Origin of the sequence: Burkholderia sp. R-40, assembly GCF_049942845.1 — a bacterium.
Classification (GTDB): Bacteria; Pseudomonadota; Gammaproteobacteria; order Burkholderiales; family Burkholderiaceae; genus Burkholderia; species Burkholderia ambifaria.
The window spans coordinates 860,631-877,682 of the sequence record NZ_CP187969.1 but is presented as its reverse complement, the minus strand read 5'-3'; the positions used below and the strand labels follow the sequence as shown (position 1 = coordinate 877,682).

The following is a 17,052-nucleotide window of genomic DNA, read 5'->3' as shown; positions in this document are numbered from 1 at the left end:
TGTGCCTCGTCGGTTCGTTATTGACAGGCGCTGCCGCCCGTCGAGGAGTTCAGGCTTTCCCGCGACAGCGTCGTGGTGAACGACGGCATCGTGATCGCAACGTTCGCGATCGGGATCATCGTGTTGACAGTGACATTGCTGATGCTGACGGTCACGAACGAGCAGGAGCTCACGTCGCAGCCTGACGGCGAGTAGCTCACCGACACGTTCGAGTCGGCCAGGATCGGCATGAGCGACCGCACGCGCTTCACGACGCCGGCCGCGTTCACGTCGCAGACGATCGCCGTGCGTGCGCCGAGCCGGATGGCCTCGCTCGCCGTGTTCCAGTAAAACAGCACGCGCCCGAATTCGAAGATGCCGATCAGCAGCATGATCAGGATCGACGCGATCAGCGCGAATTCGACGATCGTGGAGCCGCGTTGGGCGCGACGGCGCGACGGCGGAGTGGGACGCGGGTTCATGACACTTGCCTCATCACGGTGACGATGTTGCCGAAGGTGATCGACGACAGCCCCGGGTAGGCCGGAATCGGCTGGTACTGATAGCCCTTCACCTTCACTTCGACGAGGTTGATGCTGCCGGTCGCCGTGCCGCTTGGCGCGTTGTTGGTCGAGTCGTAGGTCGGCAGGTTCGCGAACTGCGACGGGTCGGACGCGTCGCCGCAATCGGTCGAATGCGTGGCATCGCACACGATCACCATCGACGTGGTCAGCCCCGGCACCAGCTCGGTGCCGGCGGAGCCGCACGTGGTGCTGCCGTACACGACGAGGCACTGCGCCGCCGCGAGCGGATACGCGCTGTCGTTCGGCAAAAACACCGACAGGTAGCGCGCCGCGTTGCGCGTCGCCTTCGTGAGCGTCTCGTACTGGTAGATCGCGCGGCCGAACTCGGCCACGCCGGTCGCGAGCACGATCATCGGCATCAGCACGAGCGCGAATTCGACCGCGGCGACACCGCGCATGCGTGACCGGCGAATCGGGAGCCTTTTCATGATCGTGTCTCCTCTATTGAACGAGCATCGGTACCTTGATACCGACCGAGCTGCCGCTGCCGGGCAGGCCGTGCGTCGCGCACGGCGTGGTGCCGGAGGCCGTGGAGCCGAGGTATTCGAGGTGCGCCACGACCCCGCCGGCTCCCGGGCTGAACGGCAGCGGATCGAGCATCAGCACGCAGTCCCACTGCGTGACGTGCACCTTGCCGCTGGCTCCCGACAGCGTCGAGCAGTCGCCCTCGGGAGCCAGCGCGACCCGGCGGTCGCCGCCATACGTCTGGTAGTTGCTGGCCGAGACGGTCCCGTTGGTCGAGATGCCGCTGCCGGTCGGCGGCGTGCCGTCGCCCTGGTAGGCCTTGAAGCTCGCGCGATCGAGCACGAACTGCGTGTACGCGTCGCCGACGATGCCCGGGGTTCCCGGCGGCCCGTATTTCGGGCCGACATACGCGTAGCCGGTGAAGTCAGGCTGGCCGCTCGAGCCGTTGGCGCCGTTCGTGTAGATGCCGAAGCGGGTGTTCCAGGCACGCAGCGACGCGGACTTCAGGCCCGTCGAGCCGAGGTCCGGCGGCGACGTGATGTTGCAGGTGTTGCCGGACAGTTCGCTGGCGATGGTCGGCTCGTTCGTCGAGCCGTCGAGCGCCGCCCAGCCGAAGTTGCCGGGCCCGTACGTCGTCGACGAGCCGGACGGCGACGAGATCCAGTCGCCGACCTTGTACGGCGCGGAGGACGCCGGCTTGCACACGAACACCGGAATCGCACAGGTGGTCTGCCCGGCCCCGACCGTCGCGATCGCGCTGGCCGCGACCTGCGCCGCATTCGCGACCTGCAGGCCGGGAATCGTGTTGAGCACCTCGATGAACCAGTGCGCGATGTTGCTCAACTGCGTGGTGCACTTCACGTATTTGACGTTCGCCGGCGTGGCGACCGCCGTCTTGGTCAGAAACGGATTGGTCAGCGAATCGCTGAACGTGACGTTCGAATCCGTCTGCATCTGTACCGCGTTCTGCTGAAAGAACGCGAAATTCGCGTGGCCGGCGGCGATGCCGTCGGCTTCCGCGACCTGCAGGCTGATGGCCGACGTCAGGTCGCGCGCAGCGGACAGCGCGCACGCATCGGCGCTGTTCTGCAGTTCGCTGCGCGTGACGTACAGCTTGCCGAGGTCCAGCGCGAGACCGACGAACCCGATCATCACCGCCAGTGCGAGACCGACGATGATCGCGACGGCGCCTTGCTGACGATGCAGACCGCGACGCGTGAGCTTCGGATGACGAGCTGCGCTGGACATGGCGTTCTCCCTGAGCGTGCCTGTTTTATTGCGCCGACTTGCCGATGCCGATCACGAATGCATTGGCTTTCGGCTCGGGCTGCTTGAACGACTTGTCGTAGCTGTCGAGCGCGGACGCGGCGGCGCGGCCATCGACCCCCGGGTGCGTTGCCGCGTGTTCCCCGGCATGCGGATCGATGATCTGGGCCTGCGTGACGGCGCGGACCGAGTCGCCGAAGCGGCTGTCCCACACCGGGCTCGACGACATGCAGCCGGCGAGTGCGAACGCGAGCGGGACGGCAAGCGCCGCGCGGCGCACGAATACGAGGTAGGCGGATTTCATGAGCTTCCCCTTGGATAGCTTCAACGATCGGTGGACTGGGGTGCCGCGCTCGCCCGCGCGATCTGCGCATGGGCGGCCGGCACACTGGGCGTCGGACGCGGCGCAGGTTTCGCCGGCGTGGCGGAGCCGGCCGCCGCGAGGCGCGCGGCTGCGGCTTCGATGCGCGCGATCCGCGCCGCACCGGCCGCATCGGCCTGCGGTTGCGCGGGCGCTTGCGGCTGCGGCCGCGCGGCAGGCGCCGGCTCGGCGTTCACCGCCCCCACGGCCTCGGCCGTGGCAGCGCCGGCCTTCTCCGGCTGGGCCGGCACCGGCGCCGGTGCCTGGGCGGGCTGCGGCGCACGCGGTGCGGGCAGTGCGGCGGCAGGTGCGACCGGCGCGGCCGATTGCGGTGCGGGAGCCGGTGCCGGAGCCGGCGTCTGCGGTGCCGCGCCGTTCGACGGTTGCATGGTCGCCTTGCGGACACCCTTGCGGCCTTCCATGTTGCCGGTCGCGTACACGTCGACTTCGTTCGGCTTCGAGAAGCTGTCGGTCGGCAACGGCACGTCGGCGGTCTGCAGCGGCCTCACCAGGTGCGGCGTGATCAGGAAGATCAGTTCGGTGCGGTCCTGCTGGAACGACGTGCTGCGGAACAGCGCGCCGAGCACGGGCACCTCGCCGACGCCCGGGATCGCCTTCAGCGCGCCGGTCGCGTTGTCCTTGATCAGCCCGCCGATCGCGAACGATTCGCCGTCGCTCATCTGGACCGTCGTCGACGCACGCCGGGTCGTGATCAGCGGCAGGATCGACGTGCCGCCGATGTTCGTCGCGCTCAGCGTGACACCCGTCTGCGACAGCTCCGACACTTCCGGCGCGACCTTCAGGCTGATGCGGCCGTTCGCGAGCACCGTCGGCGTGAACTTCAGCGCGACGCCGAACTCCTCCTCCTGCAGCGTGATCGACGACGTGCCGTTGCCGCTGCTCTGCGGGATCGGGATGAATATCTTGCCGCCGGCAAGGAACGTCGCTTCCTGGCCGCTGATCGTCACGAGGTTGGGCTCCGCGAGGATCTTGACGAGGTTGTCGGTGTTCTGTGCATCGGCCGCGACGCTGAACGGCTTGTTGTTCGCCTTGTTGAAGATCCCGGCGCTGGCAACGCCCGCGAGCAGGTTGCTGACCAACGCACCGCTCCACGAACCGAAGCCGCCCTGGATGTTGAATGCGCTGCCCATCTGGTTGATCAGCGTCTTCGACACTTCGGCGACCTTCACCTCGAGCATCACCTGCTGCGGCGACGTGACGGCCAGCATGTTCAGCACGCCGGCGCCCTTGCCGGCCCCGCCGCCGTCCCCGGCGCTGTCGCTGTACGCATGGGCGATCTGCACGGCCTGCTGCGCGGCCTGCGAGTTCGACACGGTGCCGGCCAGCACGATCGTGCCGGCGGCGGTCGACACGTGAATGTCGCGCTCGCCCGGCATCAGCTGCTGCAGCGACGACTGCAGGCCGCCGGCGTCCGCGCCGACCGCCACGTCGATCACGCGGCATGCGCCGCTCCTGCCCTGCACGATCATGTTGGTCGTGCCGACCGACAGCCCGAGGATGTACAGCGTCTGCGGCGACACCATCGTCGCCTGCGCGACGGCCGGATTGCCGATGGTGCGGTTGCGCACCGGCTCCGGCATCGGCACGAGCAGCGACTTGCCGAGCGGCACGGTGACGCTGGTCGCATCACGCACCGCGCCCACGCAGTTCGGTCCGCGCATCGGCGCCGCCGATGCGGCGGCCGCGGTGGCCGGCGCCGGCGCCATGCTGATCGTCATCTGCATCGGCCCCTTCGCGACGGCGGCCGGCGCGCTGGCACCGCCCTTCATCAGCGCGGCCGATTCGGCGCCTTCCTGGGCCAGTGCGCTGTACACGGTCAACGTTCCTGCACAGAGGATCGCGGCCATCATCGCGCCCCGGGCGATGCGCGTACGCACCGGGCCGGTACCTGAATATTGCGGATTGATCTTCATTTCGTCTGATCCCCCGAGTGACCGGCGAGACGCCGGTTTTTGCCTTGCAAGGCCGCCGTGCCTTGACGGCGGCCGATCTGGTTAATCTGGTTATCTGGATGTGTGCTGCGTGTTCAGAAACATTCGACGCTGCCGTGCACACCGGTCAGTACACCGACGCAATCGCGGCGCGCTTCCGGTGCGGCGTGCGACGCGACATGCACGCGCACGGTCCGTACGTGCGCGGGTGCCGGTGCGGGCGTCGTGTCGGGTACCGGGGCCTTGCCAAGCAACGTCAGCTTGGTTGCGCCGTCGGTGGTCCGCGTCTTCTGGTCGACCTGGTTGCGCAGCACGAGCGACAGCGTGCCGACGCTGCGCGCGAGGTCGAGGCGTTCGGCCTGATCGGGCGTGACTTCGAGCGTCACCGCGTTGACGACCTTCGGTGCGGTGTCGTCGCGGCTGACCTGCTGCGCGACGGCGAGCACGAGGATGTGCTCGAGCACGATCTTCGAGATGCTCTGCCCGTCGGCCTTGCCCTGCTGTTCCTGCGTGTTGACGATCACGTCGACGTAGTTGCCCGGCAGCGCGAAGCCCGCGACGCCGACCACGTCGTTCACCCGCACGGTGATCGCGCGGCTGCCGTCGGCGATTACCGCTGACAACCCGCCCTTCGTGCCGACTGGCGCGAGCTTGGACTCGATCACCGGCTCGCCGCGGGCGAGGCTCGTGCGCACGACGCGCCCTTCGAGCTCCTTCGTGTCGGCGAACGCGCCGGTCGGCACGCTGCCCGACGGCCAGCTCACCATGTGGATCTGGTTCGGCCCGAGCGGCTCGCCCAGGTTCAGGTCGGTGGTCGCGACCGCGACCGACGTGACCGAGCTGCTGGATGTATGCATCAACCAGCGGGATGCGAACACGACCGCGGCTAGCCCCGCGACCATCGCGATGATCAGCATCATGAGCGCTCGACTGTTTTTCATGGCAATGCTCCTCAACGAATCGTGAAAGAAACGGCTCAACCGGTTATGTACGTGCGCCCGCCGTGATCGACAGGCGGCGGATGCCCGCCGTCGCGCGCCGGCGCCGAGCCGAAATAGCTGGCCCATGCGTCGTACAGCGCGTCGTGCGTCACTTCGGGCGGATCGCCGCGATACCGCGCGCCGGCGGCGACGAGGCGCAGCAGATCCATCGGGAAGCATGCGAGATAGGCCTTGCCGCTCGGCAGGTGCAGCCGGTGCAGCAGATAGTCGAATGCGTCCTGTGCCGGCACCAGCCCGAGCGACACGCATGCGGCATCGAACACCGCGCGGTAGTGGTCGATCGACATCGCGCCGACGTGAAGCTTGGAGCCGAGCCGGCGCAAGAATGCGTCGTCGGCGAACTGCTCCGGTGCCAGGTTGCTCGAGAACACCGGCCAGACATCGAACGGCAGCACGAGACGATTGCCGGACTCGAGCGTCAGGAAATCGACGCCGCGGTCGAGCGGGCGCAGCCAGCGGTTGAGCAGGTCGCGCGGCTCGACGCGCTGGCGGCCGAGATCGTCGACGATGTACATGCCCATGTTCGCCTTCATGTGCGGCGGCGCCTGATAGAAGCCTGCCCCCTCGTCGCGGCGCAGGTCGAGCTCGTCGAGCGTCAGCTCGCCGCCCGACATCACGACGGGCCGCTCGCACAGGCGCCAGCGGCGATCGGCCGATTGGCCGTCGGCTTGCGACGCCGCGTCGACATGCACGATCGGGTCGTAGATCTGGATCACTTCGCCGGCGGCGTAAATGGCGTGCGGCACCGGCACGTGGCCGCCCATCAGCGCGCCAAGGCGCTCCGCGAGGAAGGTCTTGCCGCTGCCGGCGGGGCCGTGGATCAGCAGCGGACGGCCGGCGTTGAGCGCCGCGGCCGCCGAATCGAGGACCGCGGTGTCCATGACGACGCCTTCGAATACGGCCCATACGTCGTTCTGGGACACGCGCAGCTTGCGCACCGAATGGTCGGACACGCAGTCGAGATACGCGTCGAGCGTCACCGGCGCGGGGCCGCTGTAGCTGCTGCGCGCACGCTCTTCGAGCGCGAGCACGCGGCCCGCGTCGGTCAGGCGGAACGTCACGTCGAGGTCGGTCTTGCCGCGATGGGTCAGTTCGACCAGATGCTCGCGCACCAGGAACGCGAAGACATCATCGAGCACCGCGAGCGGCAGGCAGTGGCGCTCGATCAGGACACCGTATGACGGGCGACCGAGCACCAGCGTCGACTTCAGCACGAGCCCTGCGACGAACGCCTGGGTCAAGCCGGTTTCCTCGAGCGAGCGCGGCGCCGGCGGCAGCAGCGCGCCCGGTTTCGCATGCACCTCCCGCGACGGCGGCGGATACGGCAGGTGTGCAACCTGCGCGTCGCGTTTCGGTTCGGTGGGGATCGTGTTCATGTGCGTTTCATCCTCGTTGCGGGTTCGTCACGCTATACAGACGAAACGAACAGCATGCCCAGCGTGCCGGCGGCTATCGCCACGCCATACGGCAACGCGCCAACCGACGCGAATTCCACGGGGCCGTCGGTTGCCCCTGCATACGCGCCGGTCGAGCGGCGCGCGATCAGCGTCCAGACGTTCGCGCACATCTGGCGCATGCGTCCGCGCAGCAGTGCAAAGCCGATCGCGCCGATCCCGCCGACCAGAAAGGTGGCCAGCACGATGTAGAACGTCATCTGCGCGCCGACCCATGCGCCGATCGCGAGCATCAGCTTCACGTCGCCTGCAGCCATTCCGCGCAGCAGATAGAACGGCAGCAGCAGGCCGAAGCCGGTCGCCGCGCCCGCCAGCCATGCAAGCGCACCTGCCTGGATCCCGTGCAGCGCGCACTGTGCGATCAGCGCGCCGACCAGACCGAGCGCGACGAGCCGGTTCGGAATGCGTCGGCTCGTGATGTCGGTGCTGGCCGCGACGATCGCGAGCAGCGTCACGCACAACGGAACCGGGTAAGGCAGCGCGGCAGGCAACAACATGGCGGACCTCGATTGAACGTAATGTCAGGGATCACTGACCCAGTGCGGTATTCACTGCATCGGTCACGACCGACGCGATCATGTTGTACGTGTCGTCAAGCGAGCCTCCCAGCGTCATCACGCTTGCCATGACGACGGTGGCGACCAGCGCACCGATCAACGCATACTCGATCGACGTCACGCCCTGGTCGTCGCCGATCCATCGCAATACCGATACCGCTCGTTCCCTGGCCCGCATGGCGGCCTCCGATTCGGTCGATCAAGGAGCGGGGAAGGCTCGAGCACTGCACCGGCCGAGCCATCCGCCGTTCATTCCATCCTGCATCCGTGGGTGTTGCGTCCGGCCCTGCGCGCGCGACGGATTGGCGACGAACGGGCCGGACCCACCGTTCGCCGCCCCGTCATTCAGAGCGCCGAGTTGAGGTCGTCTGCAATCAAGTTGAAGACGTCGTTGAGGTCTTTGCCGACCAACGTCAGTGCTGCAACGAGGGTGACTGCGATCAGCGCGGCGATCAGGCCGTATTCGATGGCCGTCACGCCTTGCTCGTCTTGAAAGAAACCGCGGACCTTCTGAACGAATGTGGACATGGCTATTCTCCTTTCGCACTACTATGAAATTCCCGTTGTCGGGGATCGACGCGGGGAGCGGGTACCACCGGCACAACAAAAGAATGCGGATGTAGCGCTCAGCGACGCACACGGCAGGGTACGAGCCTGGCCTGGCGAACGATCGTCGGTGAGCTGATGCGTGCGATATGCATGCAGGCTGCGATCGGGCGGAACGCGCGATCGAGCAGAACGGCGAGACCGTTCCGGGCATGAATACGGATTGAGCGGATGACGCCAACGCGTCGATGCTGCTGCAGATCTTCTGCGCGGCGTGCAAGCCGCGGCGTGCTCCGGTCTTTCATTTTTATTCCCCAAATGCTGTCATGTGATTCTTGTTGCGCGGACGATGCCGTCGCGTATCGCTCGGTCGACGATTCCGGCGGTTTTCAAGGCCTGGGCGGCGTATTCCCCGATGCGCCCTCGATCCGTTGCTTTCCGCAGGTGATTCAGTCCGGTTCGGTGAGTCCGTTGCTTGAACCGGTCATTCGTCACATCCTCGACTGTCGTGCGGACCTTGACGCAAAGAGCAGGCCAGCCGCAAAGAAAGCCAGGCGCAGCAAGGGTTCGGGCGATTCGCCCACCAGTGGGGCTTCGGCCCGATGCGCGAAATGTTTCAGATTTGATATACGCGTGCCGGTCGCCGTGACGTGCCGGCGTGAGCGCCGCCGCGCTGTGCAAGGCATCAAAAAATTTTCTCGGGACTTTCCCGAATCCTCGAGGCCGCTCCCCCGACGCCGGTTCCACGACGTGCCGGACCGGCCAAAAACCCGGAATGTTTCAAGCGAGAAACATCATTTGCGCCGGCGCGGTTTTTTCAGACGTCAAAACGCGGTTTTCAGCCCTGTCGCCGCCAAATCGATATTTCACGATTCAGCCCGCGGTTTGCGTCACGCGATTTTTTCTCCAACAATGCATTCACCGGACAGCGCCATCGAATGCGATTCGCTCCGGATACACGACAACACAAAAAGGCTGCGGCACACCATGCGGCCTTCACTGCAAACGGGGCATCATGTACACAGCCAATCGTGGAGTGGACTATCGCGCCAAACGCTGTACTCAATGGCTGACAGCGGACCGGATCATTCCGTACAGCTGCATCATGCTGATGCTCTGCGTTGGATTCCTGATCACCTGGGGCGCCGTCACGAATACCTTCACGTCGCAAACCACCGCCCGGCCGGGCGTCGACTTCGCCGTCTTCTGGACCGCATCGCAACTCGTGCTGCAAGGCCATGCCGCGGCGATCTACGATCCGGTCTTCTTCTCCCATGCCGAGGTAGCGCAGTTCGGTGGCTATTTGGGTCACCAATCGCTGCCCTGGCTCTATCCGCCGACGATGCTGCTGTTCGTCGCGCCGATTGCCCTCGTGCCTTTCCTGCCCGCGTATTTCCTCTTTTTTGCGGGCAGTCTTTTATGCTATGCGTACGCCGTTCTTCGACTGTCGGGCCTGCGTGCGCACCTGCCCGTTCCACGCGCCGCCGCGCTCGTCGTGCTCGCCTATTCCGGCGTGTTCGCGTCCGTCCTGTACGGGCAGAACAGCATCCTGACCGCCGGCATCGCCGCGCTCGCGCTGCATTTCCTCGGCCGACGCCCGATCGTCGCCGGCGTGCTGATCGGGCTGCTCGCCATCAAGCCGCAGATGGCGATGGTGTTTCCGTTCGTGCTGATCGCGGCGCGTGCGTGGCGCACCTTCGCGGCGGCGGCGCTCGCGACCACGCTGTTCGTGGTGGCCGGCATCGCGCTGACCGGCACCAGCTCGCTGACCGGCCTGGCCCACGCGATGTCGATCGTGCGCGGCATGCATTTCACCCTGCCTGCCTACTGGTTCGTTTCACCGACGACGTTCGCGGCGCTGCGGCTCGCGGGTGCATCGATTCCGATCGCGCTCGCCGCGCAAGCCGCCGTCGGACTGCTCGCCATCGCAGCAGCCGTCCATGTCTGGCGCCGCACGGCCGACATGCGGTTGCGCGGCGCGGCGCTGGCGGTCGCCGCGCTGGTGACGACACCCTATCTGTGGAGTTACGAACTGGCGTGGCTCGGCATCGCGGTGTTCTGCGTGATCGCTCACGGCCTGGAAGATGGCTGGCTGCCGGGAGATCAGATCGTGATCGTGCTCGCGTGGCTGCTGCCGATATTCGAGGTGTTCAACCGGATAATGAAGCTGCCGCAGATCGGCCCGATCGTGCTGCTCGCCGTCCTGTTCGTCGTCGTGCGTCGCGCAAGCCTTGCACCGCGGAGCGCGCAATGAAATCGCCACTCTCCCTCCTGCACGCGGATTCGGCAATGGACGCCCATCCGGAGCTGCCGATCGCCGGCCCGCGCCGTTTCCCGCATTGGCTCAATCGCGATCGGGTGCGCCTCTATGCGGCAGCGGTATTGTTTGCCGAACTGCTGTTCATGTTCGTGTATCTCGCGCGCGTACATTGGTCGCAAACATCCCTGCCTGAACCCCTGGCACAGGATGTCGCGCCGATCTGGGGCGCCGCGAGGCTCGCCGCTCACGGCCTCGGGATCAACGCGTGGAACCTGCCGTCGCTGTTCGAGGTCGAGAAGGTCGCGCTCCCGCTGATGAACGCCGGGAGCGGCTCGCTGCCGTGGCTCTACCCGCCCACGATGCTGATGTTCGTGCTGCCGCTCGGCTGGCTGCCGTACATGTTCGCGGTGGTGCTGTGGCTGGGCGCCACCTACGCGCTGTTCGTGACGACGATCCGCGCAACCGTACAGCGCGAGGGCGCGCTGCTCTGCGCGCTCGCGTTCCCTGGCGCGTTTCTCGCAGTGATCGTCGGGCAGACAAGCCTGCTGACCGCGACGCTCGCCGGCGTCGGGCTGCTGACGCTGAACCGCCGCCCCGTCATCGCCGGCATCTGCTTCGGGTTGCTGACGATGAAGCCGCAGATGGCGGTGCTGTTTCCGCTCGCGCTGCTGTGCGCCGGACAATGGCGTGCGCTGGCCGCATGGGTCGCGACGATCGCCAGCGGCTTCGCGCTGTCGACGCTGATGTTCGGCTTCGACGCCTGGGTCGCATTCGCGCACGGCTTGCACGCCGCATACCAGATCGTCGGCGCCGGCCACGCCAAGCTCGCACGCATGCCGACCGTGTTCGCGCTCGCCACGATGGCCGGCTGGCCCGCCGCGGTCGCGCGCGTGCTGCAGCTGCTGTCGGCCGCGACCGCCGCGATCGCCGTCGTGTACGCGTGGCGCGGCGCGTGTTCGTACGCGCTGCGCGCGGCGACCCTCGCGTGCGCGTGCCTGATCGTCAGCCCTTATCTGTACGACTACGACCTGACCTGGTACGGCCTCGTGATCGCGTGGTACGCACGCTATGCATGGACGCACGGCTGGCGGCGCTTCGATCGCGAATGGCTGCTGCTGCTGTGGGTGATGCCGCTCGCCGGCCTCGTGCTGGTCCCGCACCTGTCGTTCCAGTTCATGCCGCTCGTCACGCTGGCGTCGCTGGCGCTGCTCGTCAGCCGGATCGCACGGGAAAGGCACGACGTGCCGTCGATGCCCGACGCAAGCGACAGCACGACCGAAACCGGCTTCACGCATCCGTTGCGCTCACATCACCGCCCGGCGCACGGACTGCGCCGCACCGGCCGCCCGACCTTCGGCATCGGCCGCTGACACGCGATCACAGGGGAACCATCATGCGCGAATCACTCTACACGCCACTCGTCTCGCTGGTCGTGCCGTTCTACAACGAAGGCGAAGCCGTCGAACGCTTCTTCGACGTCGTGATTCCGTTGATGGCCGGCCTCGACGCGATCCGTTTCGAAATCGTCTGCGTCAACGACGGCAGCCGCGACGACACGCTCGAACGCCTGATCCGGATCAGCATGAGCGACCGCCGCGTGCGTGTCATCGATCTCACGCGCAACTTCGGCAAGGAAGCGGCGCTGACGGCCGGCCTCGACGAAGCGGCCGGGGACGCCGTGATCCCGCTCGACGCCGACCTGCAGGATCCGCCGAGCCTGATTCCGGTGATGCTCGAGCACTGGCGCGACGGTGTTGAAGTCGTCGCCGCGAAGCGCAGCAACCGCGCCTGCGATTCGTTCGCGAAGCGCACCGCCGCCTCGATCTACTACCGCGTCCACAACCTGCTGTCGGACGTGAAGCTGCCGGAGAACGTCGGCGACTTCCGGCTGATGGATCGCAAGGTCGTGAACGCGCTACGCAGCCTGCCGGAGCGGCATCGTTTCATGAAAGGGCTGTTCGCATGGGTCGGCTACCGGACCGTGATCATTGAATACCAGCGCGAAGCGCGCAGCGCCGGGCACTCGAAGTTCTCCGGATGGAAGCTGTGGAACTTCGCGCTCGAAGGGATCACGAGCTTCAGCACCGTGCCGCTGCGCAGCTGGACCTACATCGGCCTGGGCATCGCCGCGCTCTCCTTCCTGTACGGCGCGTTCATCGTGGGCCGTACGCTGCTGTTCGGCAACCCGGTGCTCGGCTATGCGTCGCTGCTGTCGGTCACGCTGTTCATCGGCGGGATCGAGCTCATCGGCATCGGCGTGGTCGGCGAGTACATCGGGCGCATCTACGACGAGTCGAAGCAACGCCCCGTCTATCTGATTCGCCGCCGCTACGAGGCGCACGCCAAGGTGATCGAGCTGCCGGTCGCGCGCGACGCGCGGCGCACGGCCGCACGCCGCCGCGTCCAGCCGGCCCGCGTGCGGGTCGGCTCGCGCTGACCGGCGGAGATCGCGATGTTCGAACTGCTCTGCGCGGAGCGCGTGCGGCTCGCGCGCTTCGGCCTGTCCGGGCTTTGCTCGACCGCGCTGCACGTGCTGGTCGCATCCGCGATGTATGCGCTGTTCGATGCGACGCAGGTGCTCGCGAACGCCGTCGCGTTCGTGTGCGCGACGGCGTTCTCGTATCTCGCGAATACGCTGTGGAGCTTCTCGTCGACGGTGCAGTCGCGCAATCTGGTGCGCTATCTGACGGTCGCGCTGGCCGGCTTCGTAGAAACGATGCTGCTCGCGCGCGCCGCCGAACTGCTCGACGTGCCGCGCGGCTGGGCCATCGTCGCGATCGCGCTGCTGATCCCGCCGACGATGTTCGTGATGCATCGGGTGTGGACGTATCGGTAAAGCTTTACGGTGGCGAGCGCGCCGCCACCCGCACAACGGCCCGTCAACGGTTCAGCTCCTCAAGGCGCAGGCCGTTGGTCTTCGGGCCAAAGAATCCGATCGATACCGCGACCGCCAGCATGCACGCCGTGATGCCGGCGAATACGCCGGGCAACCCGAAATCGCGAAGCAGGAATGCGATCGCAAAACCCGACATCATCGCGCCGACCCGGCTGGCCGAGTACACGATGCCATTGGCGCGGCACCGCACGGCCGTCGGGAACAACTCGGCCTGGTAAGCGTGGTAGCACACCGAGATGATCTGGCCGGCGAAGCTGATCAATACGCCGAGCAGGATGAGCGGCACCACGGCCCTGACCTGCGCGAACGCTGTCCCGCAGACGATCACGACCAGCGCGCCGCCGACGATCAGGTATTTGCGCTGGATCCGGTCGGCGACGGCCATCGCCAGCAGCGGCCCGACCGGCAACGCGAACGCGATGATGAACGAATAGAGCAGGCTTTTCGTGACCGTGATGCCCTGGCTGATCAACAGCGTCGGCACCCAGTTCGCGAAACCGTAATAGCCGATCGCCTGGCAGAAGTTGAAGACGATCAGCATCACGAGGCGCGAGCGATACGGCGGCTGCCACAACTCCGCGAGCGATGCGCGTCGATGCCGCGGCTGTTCGACGATCGGTGACGGCGCCGGCAGCGGCTGCCCCGACTGACGTTCGACGATCGCCTCGATGTGCCGCACGATCGCGTCGCTCCTCGCGACCTGTCCGTGCATCGCGAGCCACCGTGGACTCTCCGGCACGCCGCGCCGGATGAACCACACCAGCAACGCGCCGAGCGCGCCCGCGAGCACCACGACGCGCCATCCGTCGATGCCGAACATCGTGGTCGGCACCAGCCAGTACGACAGGATCGCGGCGACCGGCGCCGCCGCGAACATCACGCTCTGGTTGAACGCCATCGCGCGACCGCGCATCTGCTGCGGGACGAGTTCCGTCACGTAGCTGTCGATCGTGATGATCTCGACCCCGACACCGATTCCCGTGATGAAGCGCCAGAGAATCATGCCTTCGGCGGTCGTCTGAAATGCCATGATCACCGAGCCGATCGAATACCAGAGCAGCGACACCGTGAACACCGCGCGCCGGCCGTAGCGATCGGGCATCCAGCCGAGCCCGAACGTACCGACGAACAGGCCGGCGAACGTCGCGGCGATGAAGCCGGCGATTCCGGTGAAGCCGAAAAATGCGTGCGTGGTGGTTTGCAGCACGCCGCTCTTCGCCATGCCCGGCGCGATATAGCCGGTGAAGATCAGGTCGTAGACTTCGAAAAAGCCGCCCAGTGAAATCAGCAGCACCAGCATCCACAGATGGCGGGTGATCGGCAGCCGATCCATGCGCGCGGCGATCGCTGCGCCCGGCATGGCGTCGACATCGATGAAGGGCGAATCGTGCGGACGCGAATCCGCGGTGACGGTGGGCTGCATGTCTGTCTCCTGATACGGCGATTGTCGACGGCCTTGTTGTTCGATCGTGGTCCGTCTGCCGGTGTTGCGCGCCGCGCACGTCATGCGCGGCGCATGGTTCTCATCGGTTTCGTGCTGCGACACCTCGACGGATCGGATCGCTGCCGAGGCGGTAGCGGGTCATGCGGCCGCGCGTCCGGTCAGCCGCGAAAGAATCTCGTGCGTGTGTTCGCCGACCCGGGCCAGCGCCTGCCGGACGCCCGGCCGGCGGCCGCCCATCGTCAGCGGCAGCAGCACGACGTCGGTCATCGTGCCGTCGTCGGCCTCCATCGGCACGAGGCCGCCGCTCGCCTTCAGATGCGGATCGTCGAGCAATTGCTCCGGTCGCACGATCGGTGCATACGGAATGCCCGCGGCTTCGAGCTTCGGCGTCAGTTCGTCGATCCGGTGCCCCTTCAGGATGTCGCCAAGAACATCGAGCAACGCCGGCCGGACCGCCACCCGCAGCGCGTTGCTGGCAAAGCGCGGCTCGGCGGGCAGATCCGGCCGGCCCAGCACGTCGCACAGCGTGATGAACTGCTTGTCGCTGACGGCGCCGATGAATAGCTGCTCGTCGTCGGCAAGCGTGAACACGTCGTACACGCTCCAGGCGGACACGCGCGCGGGCATCGGCGGCGGCGCTTCATGCGTCATCGCATACTGCTGCATGTGCTGCGCGCAGAGGAACACGCAGTTCTCGAACAGTGCGCTTTGCACTTCCTGGCCGCGCCCGGTGACGTCCCGTTCGCGCAGCGCGGCGAGCACGCCGATCGCACCGAACATGCCGCCCATGATGTCGTTGACGGACGTTCCCGCGCGCAACGGCCGGCCCACCGGCCCCGTCATGTATGACAGCCCGCCCATCATCTGCACGACTTCGTCGAGCGCGAGCCGCTTCTCGTACGGCCCTGGCAGGAAGCCCTTGTGCGACACATAGACGAGCCGCGGGAATGCCTTCGACAACGTATCGTAGTCCAGACCAAGTTTCGTCATCAGGCCCGGACGAAAATTCTCGAGCATCACGTCGCAGGTGCCGATCAGTTCGACCGCCGCGTCCTTGCCTTCCGGCGTGTTGATGTCGAGGACGACGCTCTTCTTGTTGCGGTTGAAGGTGCGGAAGAAGCCGATGCCGAGGCCCGGCAGCGTGCGGGTCTTGTCGCCGCCGGGCGGCTCGATCTTGATGACCTCCGCGCCGAGATCCGCGAGAATCATCCCGCACGTCGGCCCCATGACCATGTGCGTGAATTCGATCACGCGCACGCCGTCGAGCGGCAGTCTTGCGTTGGTTTCCATGAAGTCCTCAGGCATTGAGCGCGATCGACGCGCGATGGGTTTTCGGCAGGCCGGCCCGCCACAGCGCGCCGTGCAGCGATTCGCCGTCGAGCCAGCGCGCGACCTTGGCGCGCAGCGCCAGCAGCGCCGGCAGGTCGATGCCGGTATCGATACCCATGTCGGCGAGCATGAACGCCAGGTCTTCGCTCGCCGCATTGCCGCTTGCGCCCGGCGCGTGCGGGCAGCCGCCGATGCCGGCGAGTGTCGCGTCGAAACGCGCGACGCCGGTTTCGAGCGCGGCATAGACGTTCGCAAGCGCGAGGCCGCGCGTATCGTGAAAGTGACCGCAAAAGAAGCGCTCGCCGGCGACGCGACGCGCCCGCTCGAACAGCGCGCGCACGGCGGCCGGCCCCGCGTAGCCGACCGTATCGGCGATGCTGACGCGATCCGCGCCCGCATCGAGCAGCGCCTGCATGCAGCGCAGGACCTCGTCCGGTGCGACGCGCCCCTGGATCGTGCAGCCGAATGCCGTGCCGATGCCGCCTTCGATCAGCGTCGTCGACCCGGCGGCATCGCGCTCGGCGCGGATGCGCGCGACTTCGGCGACGACTTCATCGGGCGTCTTGCGCAGGTTCGCGAGGCTATGTTCGCGGCTCGCGGACAACGGCACGAGCAGCAGGTCGGCGCCGGTTTCGAGCGCGCGCTGCGCGCCTTTCAGGTTCGGCACCAGCACCGACACAGCGAGGCCCGGCAGCGTTTTCGCGTATGCGACGAGTTCGGCGGTATCGGCCAGTTGCGGCAGCAGCCGCGCCGGCACGAACGAGCCGACTTCGATCTCGCGCTGGCCGGCCGCGTAGGCGCCGGCGATCCATTCGAGCTTGCGCGCGGTCGGCAGAACGGCCTGGATGCTTTGCAGGCCGTCGCGCAATCCGACCTCGCGAATCACGACGTGGGTGGGAAAAGAAGGCATGGCGTGGGCTGTCTCCGCAATCGGTGGCCGGTCGTTACACGCCGGCGA

The 17,052-nt window shown here is 66.8% G+C and carries 17 protein-coding genes; 4 read left to right on the top strand and 13 right to left on the bottom strand.

Annotated features, from left to right (window positions below; genetic code table 11):
• Nucleotides 1-17 precede the first annotated feature (17 nt).
• From ACP26O_RS32695 to ACP26O_RS32650, 10 genes are all read right to left on the bottom strand, one after another.
• Nucleotides 18-461: a TadE/TadG family type IV pilus assembly protein gene (locus tag ACP26O_RS32695; protein WP_175665754.1), complete on the bottom strand. Its 444-nt coding sequence runs from the start codon at nt 459-461 to the stop codon at nt 18-20.
• Nucleotides 458-991 carry a TadE/TadG family type IV pilus assembly protein gene (locus ACP26O_RS32690; RefSeq protein ID WP_011661168.1) on the bottom strand — a complete coding sequence of 178 codons (534 nt, stop codon included), beginning with the start codon at nt 989-991 and terminating at the stop codon, nt 458-460. Before ACP26O_RS32690 ends, ACP26O_RS32695 begins: the two co-directional genes overlap by 4 nt.
• A gap of 13 nt (nt 992-1,004) precedes the next feature.
• The gene (locus ACP26O_RS32685) at nt 1,005-2,276 is read right to left on the bottom strand and encodes a pilus assembly protein TadG-related protein (RefSeq protein WP_175665755.1); all 1,272 of its coding nucleotides are present in this window, start codon (nt 2,274-2,276) and stop codon (nt 1,005-1,007) included.
• A gap of 25 nt (nt 2,277-2,301) precedes the next feature.
• Complete coding sequence (locus ACP26O_RS32680) at nt 2,302-2,598, bottom strand: hypothetical protein (protein ID WP_105788361.1); 297 nt, start codon at nt 2,596-2,598, stop codon at nt 2,302-2,304.
• A 20-nt stretch (nt 2,599-2,618) separates the two neighbouring features.
• Complete coding sequence (locus ACP26O_RS32675; RefSeq protein ID WP_175665756.1) at nt 2,619-4,589, bottom strand: type II and III secretion system protein family protein; 1,971 nt, start codon at nt 4,587-4,589, stop codon at nt 2,619-2,621.
• Nucleotides 4,590-4,702: 113 nt separating this feature from the next.
• A complete protein-coding gene (cpaB, locus tag ACP26O_RS32670; protein ID WP_175665757.1) occupies nt 4,703-5,548 on the bottom strand; it encodes a Flp pilus assembly protein CpaB in 846 nt (281 codons plus the stop codon).
• A gap of 35 nt (nt 5,549-5,583) precedes the next feature.
• Nucleotides 5,584-6,984, bottom strand: coding sequence for an ATP-binding protein (locus ACP26O_RS32665; protein WP_175665758.1), 1,401 nt, complete (start codon nt 6,982-6,984; stop codon nt 5,584-5,586).
• Nucleotides 6,985-7,016: 32 nt separating this feature from the next.
• On the bottom strand, nt 7,017-7,556 hold the full coding sequence (locus ACP26O_RS32660) for an A24 family peptidase (protein ID WP_175665832.1): 540 nt from the start codon (nt 7,554-7,556) through the stop codon (nt 7,017-7,019).
• Nucleotides 7,557-7,590: 34 nt separating this feature from the next.
• A complete protein-coding gene (locus tag ACP26O_RS32655) occupies nt 7,591-7,797 on the bottom strand; it encodes a Flp family type IVb pilin (RefSeq protein ID WP_175665759.1) in 207 nt (68 codons plus the stop codon).
• 167 nt (nt 7,798-7,964) lie between these two features.
• Nucleotides 7,965-8,147, bottom strand: a complete 183-nt coding sequence (locus tag ACP26O_RS32650; RefSeq protein ID WP_175665760.1) for a Flp family type IVb pilin — start codon at nt 8,145-8,147, stop codon at nt 7,965-7,967.
• Between the two features lie 1,033 nt (nt 8,148-9,180).
• Between ACP26O_RS32650 and ACP26O_RS32645 the strand changes: the two genes are divergently transcribed.
• Genes ACP26O_RS32645 through ACP26O_RS32630 form a run of 4 tightly spaced genes read left to right on the top strand, consistent with a single transcriptional unit; the run spans nt 9,181 to nt 13,261 of the window.
• Nucleotides 9,181-10,419 (top strand): glycosyltransferase family 87 protein, encoded by a 1,239-nt coding sequence (locus tag ACP26O_RS32645; RefSeq protein ID WP_175665833.1) that lies wholly within the window; start codon nt 9,181-9,183, stop codon nt 10,417-10,419.
• Nucleotides 10,416-11,795 (top strand): glycosyltransferase family 87 protein, encoded by a 1,380-nt coding sequence (locus ACP26O_RS32640; protein ID WP_175665761.1) that lies wholly within the window; start codon nt 10,416-10,418, stop codon nt 11,793-11,795. Before ACP26O_RS32645 ends, ACP26O_RS32640 begins: the two co-directional genes overlap by 4 nt.
• 23 nt (nt 11,796-11,818) lie before the next feature.
• Nucleotides 11,819-12,862, top strand: coding sequence for a glycosyltransferase family 2 protein (locus tag ACP26O_RS32635; RefSeq protein ID WP_012372329.1), 1,044 nt, complete (start codon nt 11,819-11,821; stop codon nt 12,860-12,862).
• A 15-nt stretch (nt 12,863-12,877) separates the two neighbouring features.
• Nucleotides 12,878-13,261, top strand: a complete 384-nt coding sequence (locus ACP26O_RS32630; protein ID WP_175665762.1) for a GtrA family protein — start codon at nt 12,878-12,880, stop codon at nt 13,259-13,261.
• 43 nt (nt 13,262-13,304) lie between these two features.
• Here ACP26O_RS32630 and ACP26O_RS32625 read toward each other — a convergent pair whose 3' ends face one another.
• The 3 genes from ACP26O_RS32625 to ACP26O_RS32615 form a co-directional block, all read right to left on the bottom strand.
• Nucleotides 13,305-14,744: an MFS transporter gene (locus tag ACP26O_RS32625; RefSeq protein WP_175661628.1), complete on the bottom strand. Its 1,440-nt coding sequence runs from the start codon at nt 14,742-14,744 to the stop codon at nt 13,305-13,307.
• A gap of 159 nt (nt 14,745-14,903) precedes the next feature.
• Complete coding sequence (locus tag ACP26O_RS32620; protein WP_175665763.1) at nt 14,904-16,055, bottom strand: CaiB/BaiF CoA transferase family protein; 1,152 nt, start codon at nt 16,053-16,055, stop codon at nt 14,904-14,906.
• Nucleotides 16,056-16,062: 7 nt separating this feature from the next.
• The gene (locus ACP26O_RS32615) at nt 16,063-17,004 is read right to left on the bottom strand and encodes a hydroxymethylglutaryl-CoA lyase (RefSeq protein WP_175665764.1); all 942 of its coding nucleotides are present in this window, start codon (nt 17,002-17,004) and stop codon (nt 16,063-16,065) included.
• Between the last annotated feature and the right edge of the window lie 48 nt (nt 17,005-17,052).